The organism is Peribacillus sp. ACCC06369 (assembly GCF_030348945.1).
Lineage (GTDB): Bacteria > Bacillota > Bacilli > Bacillales > DSM-1321 > Peribacillus.
The window spans coordinates 153415-171702 of sequence record NZ_JAUCEN010000002.1 but is presented as its reverse complement, the minus strand read 5'-3'; the positions used below and the strand labels follow the sequence as shown (position 1 = coordinate 171702).

Genomic DNA, 18288 nt, shown 5'->3' with positions numbered 1-18288 from the left:
CAGATGCTTTGAAAAAAATTAATTGCCTTCTATCTATTATCTAGTTTTCAAGGAACAAAGCAGAAAGAATCCATCACATCGTGATGTTTTTCTTCCCTATCTGAATGAATTACTCATTCAAAACTGAACAAAACAAAAGCGCTCTCGTAATTATCCTTAGAAAGGAGGTGATCCAGCCGCACCTTCCGATACGGCTACCTTGTTACGACTTCACCCCAATCATCTGTCCCACCTTAGGCGGCTGGCTCCATAAAGGTTACCTCACCGACTTCGGGTGTTACAAACTCTCGTGGTGTGACGGGCGGTGTGTACAAGGCCCGGGAACGTATTCACCGCGGCATGCTGATCCGCGATTACTAGCGATTCCGGCTTCATGTAGGCGAGTTGCAGCCTACAATCCGAACTGAGAATGGCTTTATGGGATTCGCTTACCTTCGCAGGTTTGCAGCCCTTTGTACCATCCATTGTAGCACGTGTGTAGCCCAGGTCATAAGGGGCATGATGATTTGACGTCATCCCCACCTTCCTCCGGTTTGTCACCGGCAGTCACCTTAGAGTGCCCAACTGAATGCTGGCAACTAAGATCAAGGGTTGCGCTCGTTGCGGGACTTAACCCAACATCTCACGACACGAGCTGACGACAACCATGCACCACCTGTCACTCTGTCCCCCGAAGGGGAAAGCCCTATCTCTAGGGTTGTCAGAGGATGTCAAGACCTGGTAAGGTTCTTCGCGTTGCTTCGAATTAAACCACATGCTCCACCGCTTGTGCGGGCCCCCGTCAATTCCTTTGAGTTTCAGCCTTGCGGCCGTACTCCCCAGGCGGAGTGCTTAATGCGTTAGCTGCAGCACTAAAGGGCGGAAACCCTCTAACACTTAGCACTCATCGTTTACGGCGTGGACTACCAGGGTATCTAATCCTGTTTGCTCCCCACGCTTTCGCGCCTCAGTGTCAGTTACAGACCAGAAAGTCGCCTTCGCCACTGGTGTTCCTCCAAATCTCTACGCATTTCACCGCTACACTTGGAATTCCACTTTCCTCTTCTGTACTCAAGTTCCCCAGTTTCCAATGACCCTCCACGGTTGAGCCGTGGGCTTTCACATCAGACTTAAAGAACCACCTGCGCGCGCTTTACGCCCAATAATTCCGGACAACGCTTGCCACCTACGTATTACCGCGGCTGCTGGCACGTAGTTAGCCGTGGCTTTCTGGTTAGGTACCGTCAAGGTACCAGCAGTTACTCTGGTACTTGTTCTTCCCTAACAACAGAACTTTACGACCCGAAGGCCTTCTTCGTTCACGCGGCGTTGCTCCGTCAGACTTTCGTCCATTGCGGAAGATTCCCTACTGCTGCCTCCCGTAGGAGTCTGGGCCGTGTCTCAGTCCCAGTGTGGCCGATCACCCTCTCAGGTCGGCTACGCATCGTCGCCTTGGTGAGCCATTACCTCACCAACTAGCTAATGCGCCGCGGGCCCATCTATAAGTGACAGCGTAAACCGTCTTTCCATCTTCTCTCATGCGAGAAAAGAACGTATCCGGTATTAGCTCCGGTTTCCCGAAGTTATCCCAGTCTTATAGGCAGGTTGCCCACGTGTTACTCACCCGTCCGCCGCTAATCTCAGGGAGCAAGCTCCCATCGATTCGCTCGACTTGCATGTATTAGGCACGCCGCCAGCGTTCGTCCTGAGCCAGGATCAAACTCTCCGAAGAAATGTTTGACTTGCTCATTTTGCTTTTTTGATAGTGTGTGCTCACTTAAAATTTAACGTTGGCGCTTTGTTTTGTTCAGTTTTCAAAGAGCGATTTTTTCGCCATCTCTCTTAGCGACTTTAATATCTTAACATCTCATTACCACTTCGTCAATAACTTTTTAAAAAAGTTTTTTTCGCTTTTTTTAAAAGCTATTACTACGTTGCAGCAACTTTTATAATATACCAGCGTATAAATCAATAGTCAATAGATTTTTTGAATATATTTCACTTTTAAATATCATGACTGATTCCCCTTGGATAAGTTCGTTTTCACCCTCATATATATAAGGCATTCCTCCTCGGTGCTCACCCTTTTAAACAGTCTGAAAAGGATGTTATATTTCTCGTTTATTGCCCTTTTGACTAAGTGATCAATTCTGTCATCCTGTAAATCGAATAGTATTTCATCCATCTCTCTTTTTAACAGATACTCCAATTCCATCTTCTCCTTATCATTAATCAATAAACCGAGCATGATTCACACCTCCACCAGACATCTTTCCCCATTCCCTTCAATTTTATGAATTTCCAACTGATTTTTTTTGCATAACAATAATCCTTGCGCATAAATTTGAAGACAAGAGTCTTTTGGACAAGGGGATGGATTAATGAAATTTTTCATGGTGCTTCATGCAAAGAACATCAAATTTTATTCGTTAATTTTACTTACGGCACTTTTTACCGCTTGGTTCCTTTTTGTACAAAACATTCTTCATGCCCCTGTTTTTTCTACAGAAGATGGGCCAAAAGCGGTTTATAAAGGGGAAAAGAATGTCGCGATCACGTTCAATATTGGCTGGGGTGATGAGAAAGCCGCTCCAATAATAGAGACATTGAAAAGGGAAAAGATTGAGTCTGCCACTTTTTTCCTTTCTGGCTCTTGGGCTGAGCGTCACCCGGACATAGTAGAGGAAATTGGGAAAGAAGGATATGAAATCGGTATGCTTGGTTACGATTATAAGGATTATTCCGAAATGGAAGATCAAGAAATCATCCGGGATATTTCTAAAGCTCAGGAAGTATTCAAAAAACTGAATGTAAAGAATATAGAACTTTTACGAGCGCCCACAGGTCACTTTGATAAACGACTATTAAAGATCAGCGAAAATTTCGGATATACAGTTGTTCATTGGAGTATCGATTCAAAGGATTGGACCAATCCAGGTGTGGATCGAATCGTTCAGAACATCACCAAGGCCCAAAAGGGTGATATCATCTTATTACATGCTTCAGACTCAGCAAAACAAACAAATAAGGCTTTGCCTGAATTAATAAGTGAACTTCGAGCAAAAAATTTAAATTTCGTTAATGTTTCAGAAATGATCTCCAATTCATCAGCCAGCAGTGAGGAAATCCGCTGACTGAAAAAACTGCGTACTAATGTTCTCCATGAACTTTATTACGCAGTTTTTATGTTGGCTTCATTATGTATGGCCTACGACTTACATATAGGTTAGCTGCTGCCTTTACCTAATTCGCCAGCTTTCATTTTCTTCCCCTTTACTGGAGTTTGCACCTGTGCTCTTTTACTGGCCAATTCCTTTTGTGAACGTTCAATCAATTTGCTTAGGACCAATAATTGATATGCATTACAGACCAGTAACGGAAACAGCATGAAGTAAAGCCAGCTTTCATCATCGGAACTTAGGACAGGTATCCACTCCAAAACCGTGACTACGACCATGAAAAACAAAGCCGGTATAAACGATTGTTTATTCGTTTGTTTCATTTTGAAATAAGCTGTAATAAGTCCTGCAGCCAATACAACCAACGCCAGGACGATGTATGAACTAATCCCCTCACCTGAACCAAAATTAAGATATCGCAGATACACCAAATCAAATACAACAAAAAGAATGAGTACAATTTGAACGGCATTCCATAAGGTAGCGCTTTTAAATATTCCCAGACCGAAACGATGTATCGTTAAATAGGCAAAAAAGCCGGCTTGGCTTATGACACTGAAAATTAATCCAACACCGAATAACCAAATAAACGTTGATAGGATGGCACTGACTTCAAAAGAAGAAAAATAAGGCTTAAACTCACTCCATCGAGCCAAGAACCCTACAACTCCGCCCGTTACACCACCGATAAGCAATGTTGTTAAAAACAATTTAACTAAATTACGGCTGTTCATTGTTTTCCTCCATAAAATTTCTATTTCATTTCCTTAATTGTACCAACCAAATTTGGAAAAATCCACTTATTCCACCAAGGAATAATATCGCCGATTGGAACCATATTAACAATAAGAAGGATGAAAGGGGCCCTGCGTATGAGAGTGGGAGTTGCTTTGCTTTTCACGTCATTCTTACTCGTTTGTTCCGGTTGTGCTCAAAATGGAGCAGGCGCAGATAAAATGGAGTATGAAGAGACAAAGAAAATGGTCGTCGATATCTTGAAAACAGATGATGGAAAAAAAGCCATCCAGGATATCATTTCCGATGATAAAACGAAAGCTGAACTTATTATGGACTCGGATGTCATTAAGAAATCCATTGAAGATATGGTCACTTCAGATAAAGGGAAGGAATTTTGGAAAAAGACATTTAATGATCCTGAATTTGCCTCCGCTTATGCTAAAGCTTTAGAAGATGAACATAAAAAGGTATTGAAGGACTTAACTGCTGATCCTCAGTATCGTGGAATGATCATGGAAGTAATGAAAGAACCGGACTTGGAAAAAGAAATGAATAAATTATTAAAAACCAAGGAAATGCGCTCCGTCTATAAAGAGCTGATCATAGAAACCATGGAGAGTCCTCTCGTTCAAGCAAAAATGCAAGAGAGATTGGATAAAGCAGCTACTAAAGCGGTAGAGAAGGAAAACAAGGATAAAAAGGAAAAGTAATGAAATAAGGCTGATTCCAATTGGAATCAGCCTTCATTTTATTGTAGCTTTTCAATGACCTTTTTAGCAATATCCTCGTAAATCCTTCCAAGCCTATGGTCCGCTGCGTAAATGGAGGGAGCAAAGTCCTCTTCGTTCCAATCTGGCTGTTGCAGGGGCAGTTGACCTAAAACTTCTGTACGAAGTTCTTCTGCCAGCTTCGCGCCGCCGCCTTTTCCGAATACATATTCTTTTTCACCGGTCGTTTTACTTTCGAAGAATGACATATTCTCAATGACACCAATGACTTCATGTTCTGTCTTGATGGCCATTGCACCAGCTCTTGCAGCAACGAAGGCTGCAGTCGGATGCGGTGTCGTAACAATGATTTCTTTACATGAAGGGAGCATCGTATGTACGTCCAACGCAACATCGCCTGTACCTGGTGGTAAGTCAAGGACTAAATAGTCCAATTCTCCCCATTCCACTTCATTAAAGAAACTGTTAAGCATCTTACCCAGCATCGGTCCTCTCCAGATGATAGGCGCATTATCTTCTACAAAAAAGCCCATTGAAATAACTTGAACGCCAAATCGTTCTACAGGAATGATCTTTTCCCCACGAACAACCGGTCTTTTTGTTATCCCCATCATATCAGGTACACTGAATCCATAGATATCTGCATCAACCAGTCCGACCTTTTTACCCAAACGGGCAAGTGAAGTAGCGAAATTCACTGAAATCGTAGATTTTCCCACTCCGCCTTTACCACTGGCAATCGCGATGAATTGTGTCTTGTTGTTAGGTCCAAGCAAACCTTGGTCCGCTTCACCCTGCGGAATGCTTTCACGGTGCTTAGCCAACTCATCTTCAGTAAGTTCCGTGAAACGGATGCCTACAGATTCCGCTCCGTTCGTTTTCAGCAAGTCCACCACTTCCGATTGCATTTGCATTTGCTCGGCAGTCCCAGTTTTCGCAATCGCAAGTTTAACGCTTACATGATTCTTTTCAGGCTTTATTTTTATTTCTATAATTCCATTTGTCTCTTCAAGGTTTTTATGTAAAAAAGGGTCTTTAAGATCCTTCAATAAATTCAGTACTTTCTCTTCTGTTAACAAGTCGAGCACCCCTTTGAATTCGTTTTTTTTTCCCATTTTTCAGTATAACATATTACCGAAATAAAGCTTATTATCTGTCCTGTATTCGAAACCGATTATTTCCCATAGTAAAAAGGCCTTGTACTTTACAAGACCCAGACGTCACTCTTTATCCGATAGTTTTTCCTCTGTAAAGTAACGTAAAATGCCCATATAAATCGAACTGGCAACCTTTTCTTGATACCCATCACTGATAAGGCGTTCCCTTTCCTCAGTATTGGAAAGAAAGCCAATTTCCACAAGCGCTCCCGGTTTTTTAGCATAATTCATCAAATACACATTATTGATCGTTTTTGCATCACGCTTTGTATTTTCCAGGTTTCTAATGATTTCAGTCTGAATGAATTTGGCTACCTGTTCATTTTCCTCAAACCTGTTTGTATAAAAGGTTTGGGCACCTTTCGATGACGCTGATGGAAAAGAGTTCAAATGAATGCTTAAGAATAAGTCCGCTTCCGAATCATTGATCATTTCAACCCGATTCCGTAAATCTTCCTGTTTGCGCTGGCGAATCCCCTTTGTATTACCCTGTGCCAAATCCTCATCCTTCTCACGGGTCATGATGACAAGGGCACCCTGTTCCTGTAAATAGTCCCTTACCTTCAATGATACGGAAAGGGCAATTTCCTTTTCCATTACCTCTTGTACATTTGCCCCTCCGTCCATCCCTCCATGACCGGCATCCAAGATGATTACCTTACCTGCCAACGGAAGGTTCCAAGAGTCCCAAGAATCATCTTCAACAAATTTAAAAGTCACAATTAAAAAAAGGACAAACAATCCCATAGCGATTCCTGTATATTTCAGCTTTCTGCGCATGACCGTTCCCCTTCCATGATCCCTCTATTAAAAAGTATGGGACAAACCATGAAATTAGAACAAGGAACGAGATTTTTGCCTTCTTAATGCAATTTCATTTTATATCGTTTTTCACCAGTCTTAAAGCCGTCCAGCCACCACTCTCCCACAAACCCCTCACAGCAATAAAACAAACCTTCATCGAAAGCGTTATTTGCTGTAACTTCCCGCCAATACAAAATAAAGTTAAAAAGAGTATCGGTCAAAAACTTTTCTTCCTTCCAGGACCTGGCCCTTACATCGTCTTCTGACTCACCGTAATAGCCAAACTTACTATAGTTCGCCCCTAATAAATAAGCCTCGATAGCTACATCAAAGTAGCCTTCTTCCAAGACATCCATCAAATCCTGTCCAAAGTAACGCTGGATTCTTCCCTTCATATCCTCGATAGAAAGATCCCTGAGCAATCTACGTTCGAACTTCAGTTGCTTTTCCCTTTGCATCTCCTGTAAACCTAATATCACAGCCATATTTCACCTCCGGGGCTTTCCCCATTTCCCAAATTATTTCCCAAGACATAATTTAGTTTTTGCGTTCTATTTTGAACCATTCATTTATTCTATTGGCAAAAAATAATGAGGATAAGTTCAGCAAGCGCAGGACGATGATCTAGTTTTATAAGAATACTGTTAAAAGGAAGACTGCACATTACGGATGATAAAAGTCTGCCTGCACGGATTATAGAACAGAGATGTAAACCGTTGAGAAGGAGCCAGTATTTCCTTTGAAATATGATGTGATTCGCGCGGACCTGCAAACGCACCTCCTGGGTAACAAGGCATACGATTGAATTTTCCGGAGGTTTTCTCGTTTTACGCTTAGATCATATGGACCCAAGAAACTTTCCCCCCCGATAACTTGCAACTCAGGACGCTACCCGAGGCTGTCTTTGCCGACTTGGGTGCTCACCGGGCATATCTCTCTGGACATTGATTAATACTAGTTATTCAAGTCCTGTTCTTCTATCTCATGAGCATCAAGCTTATCCATGTTTTGTTTCCTCTTCTTTCCCCCTTAGTAAAGAGTCGATTAGGATGACAAATGAATCATCTTTAACAAAACAGACGGATGTCGTGGAAAAAATTCTAATCTTGGCTTTAAGATTAAATAAAAAGGACATCCCTGATAAACGGATGCCCATGATATAACTTTTTATAATAGCGAAGTCATTTAATAGCTGCTTAATTAGCAGGTATCTTATCTTTAATTGTCCGGAATTCCCGGCGCAGTTTGTCATCAAACGGATACTTTTTTGGTCGTAACATCAATCCCTATATCTGTCCGGCTCTTTTCTTTAAGCGGCCTACAAGCGGCACTACAATTATACCGGCTATTATGACCTGCATTACGTTACCAGGGACGGAGCCGAATGGCTGTATCCAGTTACCGTAAAGGATAACTTCAGCAAAATAATAGCCCACGATTTTTATGATCAACGCAAGGGCAATGGCCAATGTGTATACATATTCTCTTTTGCCGGGTACCTTTTCGGATATGAGTCCGACTAAAAAGCCCATTGCACCTACTATGATGAATGTAAACGGTGCCCATGCTGCCCAACCAGATAAAAGATCAAATAGGGCCATTCCGAATGCTCCTGCTATGGCCCCTGTTTTTTTGCCGTAAACCAAGGCTGCTATAAAAAGAGGAACGTTACCCAGATGGATTAGGCCTCCGTTACCCATTATCGGGAGCTTGATGTTGATGAATGTCGCTACAATGGTTAATGCGATGAAAAGGGCATTGATGACTAAGGCCTTTGTTTTAGTTCTTTCTGTCGCTGAGAATGTTGAATTCATATGAAGTCCTCTTTCTTTTTTTAGTATTATCATACTCCTAATCAGAAACTTAATAAATATGGATTTTACAAATAAACCTGTATTACATAAATAAACTCATCTTCCAACGAATGGCACGCAACTGTCTCCAACTCTGAAACGCCTTTACTGCGGCGTTTCATTTGTATTTGATGCTGGAAAGACTAGGATGAATTGAAAAATGACGCAGAAAGGCATTCAGAATTCATGATGTGGTCTAATCTTTTACAGGGCCTAAAAAAGACACTGAACCATGAAGGACGACTATTAAAAACTGTGAAAATCTAAAACATCAGAACAAAACCGCGACATTAATGAAATTCAAGTTTGATTCAAACGAAAGTAGAATTAGTGCACTCTGTACATTAAATAAATTTGATTGGCAATATAATCTGAACTAAAATGAAGCCCCAGTCTTAACCACCATATTATAATGCCTACCAATGAGGCTGTTTTAATATCAATGGCAACATAATCAGCTGGTAAATCCTTCTTGGAATTCTTCCTCCTTATTTCTACTAATTGCTTTAATAATGAAAACAATTGGTCCTCAAACTGATTCGTATTAAATAAAATAAGTAAATAATTTCGATGGATATATAAGTAATCAAGCAATTGTGTTAGCTGTTGTTTTTCTGATAAATCTTTTGCATGTATTAAAGCAACAATTTTATCAGAAAGCTCATTTAAAATCTCATCGGTGATTTGCGTTAGTAAATCTTGAATATCCTGATAATGTAAGTAAAATGTTGTTCGATTTAATCCTGCATTGGCTGCGATTTTCTGAACCGTTAAATTTGAAATTGCGGGATCCTCGCATAAGAGAGCAATGACAGCATGTTTAAACATTTCTCTTGAACGAATTGTACGAGGATCTTCTTTTTTAGGTATAGACATTTTTAACTCCTTTATAGCTTTTTTTTTTACTTTCTCAACAGCATATATTTCTATGTCGATTAGTGAACATTTTCATGAAAACTGTTCATGGTAAGGAACATATATTTTTGTTACCATCGATCTTATCGACACAATGTTGAGAATGCAAGTCAAAAATAAAGGGGTTGTCGACAGAAATGGACATAACAGAAGGAAATAAAAAAGTTTTATTAATTGTATTGATTGCTGGCTGTTTTTTATCAACATTAAATCAGACTTTATTAAATGTTGCATTGAGTGGTTTAATGGATGTATTTCAAGTAACGGCTGCAACTGTACAATGGTTATCAACAGGCTTTATGCTAGTAAACGGTGTTTTAGTACCAATTACGGCTTTTTTAATGAAACGGTTTACAACAAGGCAGCTATTTATTAGCTCGATGTTTTTTTTGCTCATCGGATCGGTAATTTGTGCATGTGCGATGAATTTTGGCATGCTGTTAACGGGAAGAATGATTCAAGCAATTGGTGCCGGGATTATTATGCCTCTAATGATGACAGTTATTTTATATTTATATCCTAGCGAAAAGCGTGGAAGTATTATGGGGACAATTGGCTTTGCGATGATTTTTGCTCCAGCCATCGCTCCTACATTTTCTGGTTTTATCATTGAGTATGTTTCATGGAGATGGCTATTTATTGGGTTAATCCCATTTATATTAATTGTCATTGTTCTAGCGTTCAAATACTTAATGAATGTTGCAGAGACAACAAAAGCAAAATTAGATATCACAACTGTCATTTTATCAACGATTGGTTTTGGCTGCATTTTATTTGGATTCAGTAGCGCAGGAAGCAAGGGTTGGGATAATCTCGTTGTCATTACTACAATTATCGTCGGAATAATCGTGACGACTCTATTCTGTTTACGTCAAATGAAATCCAGCGATCCATTATTAAATTTATCCGTATTTAACAATAGAATTTTCACTCTGACATCATTCATCAATGTACTAATTACGATGATTATGTATGCTGATTTAATTCTTTTACCAATTTACTTGCAGAATGGACGAGGTTTTACAGCACTTGAAGCAGGTTTGCTGTTATTACCTGGAGCTGTGATTAATGCCTTCTTATCCCCTATCACTGGTAAAATGTATGATAAATACGGTGCTAAACCACTCTTTATTACAGGTTTACTATTTATCATTGTTTCGATGTGGGGAGTCATTGATATAAACGAATCAACAACCTATATGTATTTAATGGTTCGTACCATTATTTTACGAATTGGATTAAGTTTTATTACCATGCCTTTAAATACAGCAGGGTTAAATGCTTTACCACGAGAATTGGGTTCCCATGGTTCAGCTGTAAATAATACCATTCGCCAATTGTCAGGTGCTATTGGCACAGCAGTTGTCATCACAGTGTATACAATGCAAGCAACTTTACATGCCTCTGAGCTATCAATGCAAAATGAAAACATTACAGCTATACGACTAGAGGCATTAGCTTCTATCTTTGGCTCAAGTGATGCCTATGTTTTTATGTTAATCTTATCTATTGTGGCGTTAATTTTTACATGTTTTATGCCTAAAAAAGCCACAATCAAAAAAAGTGAAAGTGAATCCCATAACTAAAATTATTAATAATGGAGTCTTTAAAATAAAGCATATCTGGGATATCCCAGATATGCTTTATTATTTTTAATATATCTCAGTCCCACATAATAAGGTTCATGGAGCATGATGTGATCAAAATATTTTTCCGGACAAAAAAAAGACCCCCAACCAAATGGTTGAGAGCTTTTCGAAACGATAATGGAATTAACGTTTTGAGAACTGAGGTGCACGACGTGCGCCTTTAAGACCGTATTTTTTACGTTCTTTCATTTATATATTAAATATGAAGAAACTAGGAATAAAATGATTTACTGAAGGCCTGATTTATCGGGCTTTTTTTCTTTTTAATGAGAATTAGAAAAAATATAGTTATATATGTTTGGTGGTCAGAATGTAGTCAAAAAATAATCTATGCTTTTCAACTAAAGCACCCTTTACTTTAAGTGCAATTCTTCACAATCTGCATCGATATTCCAACTAGAAAATTCCATGACTACTTAAAGCCATAAGCAGAAGGTTAAAAATAGGATAAACCATATCGGGCGACGCTTACTTAGCATCGCTTTTTATTTTTGCCATTAGAAACTACTTCAAGGGTTAATTCTTGTAATTAGGTATGTTCTTCTATCTTGACATGTGTAATTACTTGAATCGTTGTTTTTTAGACTCTAGAGGATTTTTTGGAAAATCGGGTACAAACCTAAAGCCTTTCTTAATCGTGATACATAAAATACAGTACAACATCACAAGAGGGATAGATGGAAGGGGGGGACAAGAGTGGACTTGCTCAATGAAGGGGTTAGGTCGTCTCATGAAAACATCATGAAAAACTAGCTAGAGAGAAGGAGAAAAATATGCAACCAATGGTTTGGATAACCGTTTTATCTTTTTTGGTTACCCTCGGATTGATTCTTTGGAGGCCTAGAGGCATTAATGAAGCTATACCTGCCACGATAGGTGCGATTATTGTCATACTCAGTGGAAGTGTTTCTCTAACAGACCTGGGTTTAATTGCAGAAACGATAAGTGGTGCTGCGATAACTATTATGGCAACGATTGTAATGGCGATTGTCTTAGAGAGTTTTGGATTCTTTAACTGGGTGGCAGAGAAGCTTGCGGAAAAAGCAAATGGGTCTGGCTTCAGATTATTCTGGTATGTCAATCTTTTATGTTTTCTCATGACACTCTTTTTCAATAACGATGGAAGTATCTTAATTACAACCCCAATTCTAATCATGTTATTAAACAACATGGGCTTAAAAAACCATCAAAAAATTCCGTATTTGCTGTCTGGAGCCTTAATTGCGACTGCTTCGAGTGCTCCAATAGGTGTAAGTAACATTGTCAATCTGATCGCTCTAAAAATCGTGCATATGAGCTTGTATTTGCATACGGCGATGATGTTTGTCCCTGCCACGCTTGGTTTACTACTGCTGACGTGGCTCTTGTTCCTTCGCTTCAAAAAAGTCTTACCGAAAACCGTTCCTACTAAGATTACTGGGCTGTCACACCCTTCTTACCATCCACTTAAGCCAAGCCCTATGAAACATGGTTCAGAGAAGGAACGTTCAAGGTTTATGCGAAACATCCTGCTGTTTGTATTTGCAGTCCGTGTCAGTCTATTTGTAGCTTCGTTTCTTTCCATTCCAGTTTCTCTTATGGCTGTAATTGGCTCTCTGGTCCTTTTAGGATGGAGATGGGCTTATTTAAAAATACCTCCAACCGATATGCTGAAAAAAACGCCGTGGTATATTATCGTGTTCGCTTTTAGTATGTATGTGATTATTTACGGTCTGAATAATGTCGGTCTAACAGACTGGTTGATCCAATTTATGCGTCCAATGGTTTCTGGAAGCCTGCTCAATGCAAGTGTGATGATGGGTGTACTTCTATCAGTACTCTCAAATATTTTTAATAATCACCCTGCACTCATGATTGGAACCCTCACGTTAACGGATATGAATCTAGATTTACTCTCCTTGAAAATCGCCTATCTGGCGAACGTCATTGGCAGCGACATGGGTTCCTTACTACTTCCAATGGGAACGTTGGCTACGCTGATGTGGATGCACATTGTAAAGCGTGGAAAAGTAAGAATCACTTGGTGGGAATATATAAAAGTAACAGCTGTCGTTATACCGCCTACTGTATTATTCACATTAGTGGTTTTATATTATTGGGTTTCTTGGCTCTTTGGTGGAGCACTTTAAGGATAAAACAATATGAGGAAAAAGGAGAATAAATATGCTTTCTGATTTTGTAGATTTATTGGGAAAATATATCGAGGTGGAAATTTCTGGAGGAGATTTTCACAAGGGAATCCTAATAGATGCTGGGTTGGACATCATTGTTTTAAACGATGGCTGGACAAATTCATTCCTCTACATTCCATTTGTTCATGTTCAAAGATGGAAAGAAGCCAGTTTAGATGAAGAATATACCTCTTTTAACCCTCCTTCAGAAAAACCAATTGAAGCTGATACCATTTCGTTTCGTAAAGTATTAACTATTGCTAAAGGTTTGTTTGTCAAGGTTTACGTCACAGGGAATAAATCCATTCATGGTTATATAACCAGCATTATGAACGACTATTTTGTCTTTCACTCCCCAGTGTACAAAACAATGTTTATTTCGATGAATCATGTTAAGTGGCTAATTCCGTATTCTCCTAATACAATACCGTATTCTTTAAACAAGGAAAATCTACCCCTTGTGCCTATATCCACTCCTTTAGCCAGATCCTTTTATGAACAGTTGAAAAGATTGGAAAATCAACTAGTGATTATTGATGGTGGAGACCATACTGAAAAAATAGGCTTACTCCAAAAGGTTCGAAATAACAAAATGATGCTGATAACAGCTGAAGGGGAAACGGTTTATCGGAATTTAGAGCATATCAAAACAATACAATTACCGTAAATACCTTATGTAATTGATAAGGAACTTAATAAACTCATCTTTAAACAAGAATAAGTAGGTAGGTGATGTTCACATGAGCAAAAAAATAAACAAAAAGAATAATCCACCCTGTTTTTGCTGACGAGGATGGATTACTCAATTACTTCTATAATTGTTTGTTAGACCGTGACGTTTGAGTCACGATCTTCTTTATGGTGTACCACATATTGTTATTATATGTTGTTTGGTTGAATTTTGTTTAAGGTAGAAAAAATTTTTTAGTTCTATTTTCATGTATTATCTCCTAAATTAATTAAGTCAATCTTAATTGGCACACCCAATAAAATAACTTTTGAAAATCCCTCATATTTAAATATTTTTGCATTTATTCTTCAACTAAACTGCCCCGCCTTAAAGACAGCTCCGATCTTCAGCTAACATACCTTTTAGTTCATTAAGAAAACCGATTCTTATTAAAGAATCGCGCCCGATTTTATCATCGGTTCCCGATTCACACCTCCTACGGTTCCGGAGGTGTCTTTTTATTTTTCGTTATACTGTGGTTTCATTCTTCCCACTCATAATCGGGATTAAATTCTTGCGGCTCTATTTCTGCTTCTTTATATGTAACGGGGGTTTTCACTTGGCAACGTGACAGTTATTTCGGTTTTTTCTTTATTTAATTCTAGCGTTAGAAAAGAAGTCTTGTTTGATTCTTTGCTAGATATTATACCTGTTAGTTTTGATCCAGTAGATTCTGATAACTGGAAATGCTTTATGATTTTATCTTTTCCCGTTTTAGTGAATTTTTCTAATGTGAACTTGGATCTACCCTCGCCATCGAACGGCTATTATTAATCTTAGCTAAATCTGATTCAGGGATAGGTTTAGGAGTGAAGAAATCATTCATCAGCTACCCCCACCATATCCTTTGTCTGTAACTTAGCTATGGAGGAACGTTACTTCCGGTAGAATGTTTGCTCACTTAAACTACCACCGTCCGGTTTCCATTTCTCTAATAGTTCCAGTATGGTCCCTTTCCCATTTATAAAAGTCCTCTATAGCTCCTTCATAAGCTTGGTCATGCTTAGACTTCGGACCAAATTTCGTACCTGACTTCATAGCCATTACACGTCCAGCATTAGTACGCTCTAATATGAATTGCCTTTCCATGTCTGCGAAAAGGGCCATCATAGTAACTTGTAAATTTGTTAGTGCTGTAATCAAAAGTTTTGTGCACCACTTCCGAATAGAAAAAGAAGCACATGTGAAAACACATACAATCAGCAGAAGAAAAGATTAAAAAAACAAAGGAGAAACTAAACAACTAATTGGAGGAACAGAGATGGCATCATTTCAAAAATATACAACCAAACAAGGTCAAATGTGGTTATTTAAAATAGATACAGGTATAAATCCTGAAACAGGAAAAAGACAAACAACCACACGTAGAGGATTTAAAACGAAAAAAGAAGCACAACTAGCTTTCGCGAAGGTTGAACTGGAGTTAGCTAATGGTGGTATATCACTAAACAATAATCATCTTACCTATAAGGACGTATTCGACCAATGGTTTTCATACCACTCTAAAACCATTAAAACAAGCACAAAAAAAAGCATTGAATCAAAATTCAGTAAGCACGTCTTGCCCCGCTTTGGTCAATTGAAGATTCGGGAAATAACGCGACCCTATTGCCAAAAATGATTAACGAAATAGCTCAATACATCGGTTAATGATATAAAGATTCAAGCAAACCAAGTTTTTAAATATGCTTTAAAAATGGATATTATCTCAAAAAAACCAATGGAGTATACAAGTATACCTAGACGGCAAAAAGAACTAATTAATGAGGAAAGTGAAAATGATGAGCGGAATTACTGGAGAAAGGATGAGATAAACAATTTCTTATCAATAACAAAACATGAATTATCTTTCCGTGACCATATTCTTTTTTACCTTTTAATTTATACTGGTGCACGTAAGGGGGAATTATTAGCAGTTACATGGGATGACATTGACTTTGAGGCTGGTTCAATTCGCTTAGCCAAGACACTTTATCACGCTGAGGGGGAATTCATCTTACAAACGTCAAAAACAAAGGAATCAAAACGTTTAATCAGTTTAGGCACTAATACCCTTACTTTGCTTAGAAAGTGGCGTATGCGGCAAAATGAGGCTAATCTAGGTAGTATCCATGACTGGGATGATAATAAAGTTATTTTCACCCGTGATGATGGTTCTCCACTCCGCTTAGCTTATCTAAATGAAAAGCTCGATATAGTGATTAAAAAACACAACCTTCATAGAATTACTATTCATGGGTTACGTCATACACATGCTTCCCTTTTATTCGAATCTGGTGCAAGTATAAAGGAGGTTCAAGAGCGGTTAGGTCACTCTAATATTCAAATGACCATGAACATCAATACACACGTAACAGACACCGTTAAAGAGCAAACAGCGACTAAGTTCCAAAGATTCATGGAGCTATGATGTGGGCAAAAAATATTTTCGTGGTCAAAATGTGGGCAAAACGATTTTTTAAGAATAAAAAAGACCCCCAACCAAATGGTTGAGAGCTTTTCGAAACGATAATGGAATTAACGTTTTGAGAACTGAGGTGCACGACGTGCGCCTTTAAGACCGTATTTTTTACGCTCTTTCATACGTGGGTCACGAGTTAGTAAACCAGCAGTTTTAAGAGATGGACGGTATTCTGGATCAACTTGAAGCAATGCACGAGCGATACCGTGACGGATTGCTCCAGCTTGACCAGTGTATCCACCACCGCTAACGTTTACTAGAACGTCGTAATTTCCAGTAGTTTCCGTTGCAACTAGTGGTTGGTTAACAACTTCACGTAATGCTGCGAAAGGAATATATTCATTAATGTCACGACCGTTAATAACGATGCGACCTTCGCCTGGTACTAAACGTACACGAGCTACTGAGCTCTTACGGCGACCAGTACCATAATATTGAACTTGTGCCAAGATAGTAACCTCCTTAGTAATTATCCGCGTAATTCGTATACTTCTGGTTGTTGAGCAGCGTGAGGGTGCTCAGCTCCAGCGTATACGTGTAATTTTTTGTAGATTTGACGACCAAGAGAATTCTTTGGAAGCATACCTTTGATAGCAAGTTCAAGCATTCTCTCAGGGTAGTTTGTACGCATTTCAAGAGCAGTTCTAGTTTTAAGACCGCCTGGATGCATAGTGTGACGGTAATAAATTTTGTCAGTCAATTTTTTACCAGTCAAGTGGATTTTTTCAACATTGATTAGAATTACATGATCACCAGTGTCAATGTTAGGTGTAAAAGTTGGTTTATGTTTACCACGTAAGATGGATGCTACTTCAGTAGAAAGGCGACCCAAAGTTTTGCCTTCAGCGTCAATCACATACCATTTACGTTCTACTTCATTAGCTTTCGCCATAAATGTCGTACGCATGGTTAACCTCCTAAAAAACTTTTTAATTTTTTATATTTATTTTCAATCACAATAAACTTCCGGGGCTTATCGTGGGATTAAAATACATACCATATTATATTAACTTCTCCCAGATTCATTGTCAAGGGAATGTTACACTAGGATAAGTTGTCTATAAAATACTCTCTGCAACTCCATGAAAAGGTCAGTATAGCGCCAAACCGCTCCATTACTGATTTCTTCCCGTTTATCAGTTGTAAAAAAACTGGTATCACACGAGAAATATTTTTATTTGTAAAATACTTTCCATAAATACAAGCCTTGGGCTGGTGCTGTTTTCCCTGCAAAACTGCGGTCTTTTTTATCCAATATCCCGATCATATCCCGGGGTGCCATCTTGCCGCTGCCGACTTCCAGGAGTGTCCCAACCAAGATACGTACCATATTATACAAAAAACCTTCCCCAACGAAGCGAAAAACCATGACACCATCGCTCTTTTCAAAATCGATTTCTTGAATAGTTCGAACTTTATCGACCACTTCCGTTTTTGCCGAACAAAAACTTGTAAAGTCATGTGTCCCTATCAAATAGGAAATGGCTTCCCTCATCGCCTTCCCATCTAATGGGTAGGGATAATGGTAGGCGTAATTACGTTGGAACGGATCCCGTAGATTGGATCGGGCTACGATATAACGGTACTCTTTCCCAGTCGTATGGAACCTCGCGTGAAAATCGTCAGGCACGATATCGACTTCCAAAACGACAATATCGGCCGGAAGAAGGGCGCTGAACGCCTTTACCCAATTTTCAGTAGGAAATGTAAGGGGTGATTCAAAGTGAATGACCTGCCCCTTTGCATGGACCCCTGAATCTGTCCTGCCTGAAGCAGTCACCTTTATAATTGAGCCTTTGTGCATTTGTGCTAAGACTGCCTCGAATTCACTTTGTATGGTTCGTTTCTCAGGCTGCACCTGATACCCAGCGAAATCCGTGCCGTCATACGCGATCACACATTTATATTTTGGCATAGTAGTCTT

The 18288-nt window shown here is 39.2% G+C and carries 18 protein-coding genes, 1 rRNA gene and 1 pseudogene; 7 read left to right on the top strand and 13 right to left on the bottom strand.

Going from position 1 to position 18288, the window contains the following annotated elements; translation table 11 throughout:
• Positions 1-160: 160 nt before the first annotated feature.
• Positions 161-1711 (bottom strand): 16S ribosomal RNA (locus tag QUF78_RS01700).
• 279 nt (positions 1712-1990) lie between these two features.
• Positions 1991-2227: a hypothetical protein gene (locus tag QUF78_RS01695; protein ID WP_289318667.1), complete on the bottom strand. Its 237-nt coding sequence runs from the start codon at positions 2225-2227 to the stop codon at positions 1991-1993.
• A gap of 133 nt (positions 2228-2360) precedes the next feature.
• Here QUF78_RS01695 and pdaB point away from each other — a divergent pair, with 133 nt between their 5' ends.
• Positions 2361-3113 (top strand): polysaccharide deacetylase family sporulation protein PdaB, encoded by a 753-nt coding sequence (pdaB, locus tag QUF78_RS01690; protein ID WP_289323350.1) that lies wholly within the window; start codon positions 2361-2363, stop codon positions 3111-3113.
• Between the two features lie 92 nt (positions 3114-3205).
• Here the strand turns inward: pdaB and QUF78_RS01685 are convergent, their stop codons facing one another.
• Positions 3206-3892: a KinB-signaling pathway activation protein gene (locus tag QUF78_RS01685; protein ID WP_289323349.1), complete on the bottom strand. Its 687-nt coding sequence runs from the start codon at positions 3890-3892 to the stop codon at positions 3206-3208.
• Positions 3893-4030: 138 nt separating this feature from the next.
• Between QUF78_RS01685 and gerD the strand changes: the two genes are divergently transcribed.
• Entirely contained in the window at positions 4031-4606 is a 576-nt protein-coding gene (gerD, locus tag QUF78_RS01680) for a spore germination lipoprotein GerD (protein ID WP_289323348.1), read from the top strand.
• A gap of 38 nt (positions 4607-4644) precedes the next feature.
• Here gerD and QUF78_RS01675 read toward each other — a convergent pair whose 3' ends face one another.
• The 5 genes from QUF78_RS01675 to QUF78_RS01655 all read right to left on the bottom strand — a co-directional run bounded on the left by QUF78_RS01675 (position 4645) and on the right by QUF78_RS01655 (position 9314).
• Positions 4645-5703, bottom strand: coding sequence for an Mrp/NBP35 family ATP-binding protein (locus QUF78_RS01675; protein WP_289327209.1), 1059 nt, complete (start codon positions 5701-5703; stop codon positions 4645-4647).
• A 141-nt stretch (positions 5704-5844) separates the two neighbouring features.
• Positions 5845-6561, bottom strand: a complete 717-nt coding sequence (gene cwlD / locus QUF78_RS01670) for an N-acetylmuramoyl-L-alanine amidase CwlD (protein WP_289323347.1) — start codon at positions 6559-6561, stop codon at positions 5845-5847.
• A gap of 83 nt (positions 6562-6644) precedes the next feature.
• Positions 6645-7070 (bottom strand): DUF2521 family protein, encoded by a 426-nt coding sequence (locus tag QUF78_RS01665; RefSeq protein WP_289323346.1) that lies wholly within the window; start codon positions 7068-7070, stop codon positions 6645-6647.
• Between the two features lie 801 nt (positions 7071-7871).
• Positions 7872-8399: an ECF transporter S component gene (locus QUF78_RS01660; RefSeq protein WP_289323345.1), complete on the bottom strand. Its 528-nt coding sequence runs from the start codon at positions 8397-8399 to the stop codon at positions 7872-7874.
• A 366-nt stretch (positions 8400-8765) separates the two neighbouring features.
• Complete coding sequence (locus QUF78_RS01655) at positions 8766-9314, bottom strand: TetR/AcrR family transcriptional regulator (RefSeq protein WP_289323344.1); 549 nt, start codon at positions 9312-9314, stop codon at positions 8766-8768.
• Between the two features lie 176 nt (positions 9315-9490).
• Here QUF78_RS01655 and QUF78_RS01650 point away from each other — a divergent pair, with 176 nt between their 5' ends.
• Complete coding sequence (locus tag QUF78_RS01650; RefSeq protein ID WP_289323343.1) at positions 9491-10939, top strand: DHA2 family efflux MFS transporter permease subunit; 1449 nt, start codon at positions 9491-9493, stop codon at positions 10937-10939.
• Between the two features lie 186 nt (positions 10940-11125).
• Here QUF78_RS01650 and rpsI (QUF78_RS01645) read toward each other — a convergent pair.
• A pseudogene (gene rpsI / locus QUF78_RS01645) lies at positions 11126-11191 on the bottom strand (30S ribosomal protein S9); the annotation flags it as partial.
• A 593-nt stretch (positions 11192-11784) separates the two neighbouring features.
• Here rpsI (QUF78_RS01645) and QUF78_RS01640 point away from each other — a divergent pair.
• Positions 11785-13131 carry an arsenic transporter gene (locus QUF78_RS01640; protein WP_483313874.1) on the top strand — a complete coding sequence of 449 codons (1347 nt, stop codon included), beginning with the start codon at positions 11785-11787 and terminating at the stop codon, positions 13129-13131.
• Positions 13132-13165: 34 nt separating this feature from the next.
• The gene (locus tag QUF78_RS01635) at positions 13166-13840 is read left to right on the top strand and encodes a DUF2642 domain-containing protein (RefSeq protein WP_289323341.1); all 675 of its coding nucleotides are present in this window, start codon (positions 13166-13168) and stop codon (positions 13838-13840) included.
• Between the two features lie 969 nt (positions 13841-14809).
• On the opposite strand, the gene QUF78_RS01630 is transcribed toward QUF78_RS01635, so the two are convergent.
• Positions 14810-15046: a hypothetical protein gene (locus QUF78_RS01630; RefSeq protein WP_289323340.1), complete on the bottom strand. Its 237-nt coding sequence runs from the start codon at positions 15044-15046 to the stop codon at positions 14810-14812.
• Positions 15047-15164: 118 nt separating this feature from the next.
• Here QUF78_RS01630 and QUF78_RS01625 point away from each other — a divergent pair, with 118 nt between their 5' ends.
• Both QUF78_RS01625 and QUF78_RS01620 read left to right on the top strand, forming a co-directional pair.
• Positions 15165-15524: an Arm DNA-binding domain-containing protein gene (locus tag QUF78_RS01625; RefSeq protein ID WP_289323339.1), complete on the top strand. Its 360-nt coding sequence runs from the start codon at positions 15165-15167 to the stop codon at positions 15522-15524.
• 75 nt (positions 15525-15599) lie between these two features.
• Positions 15600-16313 (top strand): site-specific integrase, encoded by a 714-nt coding sequence (locus QUF78_RS01620; protein ID WP_289323338.1) that lies wholly within the window; start codon positions 15600-15602, stop codon positions 16311-16313.
• Between the two features lie 107 nt (positions 16314-16420).
• Here QUF78_RS01620 and rpsI (QUF78_RS01615) read toward each other — a convergent pair whose 3' ends face one another.
• From rpsI (QUF78_RS01615) to truA, 3 genes are all read right to left on the bottom strand, one after another.
• Positions 16421-16813, bottom strand: coding sequence for a 30S ribosomal protein S9 (rpsI, locus tag QUF78_RS01615; RefSeq protein ID WP_034304957.1), 393 nt, complete (start codon positions 16811-16813; stop codon positions 16421-16423).
• A gap of 20 nt (positions 16814-16833) precedes the next feature.
• Positions 16834-17271: a 50S ribosomal protein L13 gene (rplM, locus tag QUF78_RS01610; RefSeq protein WP_034304960.1), complete on the bottom strand. Its 438-nt coding sequence runs from the start codon at positions 17269-17271 to the stop codon at positions 16834-16836.
• A gap of 267 nt (positions 17272-17538) precedes the next feature.
• The gene (gene truA, locus QUF78_RS01605; protein ID WP_289323337.1) at positions 17539-18279 is read right to left on the bottom strand and encodes a tRNA pseudouridine(38-40) synthase TruA; all 741 of its coding nucleotides are present in this window, start codon (positions 18277-18279) and stop codon (positions 17539-17541) included.
• Positions 18280-18288 lie beyond the last annotated feature (9 nt).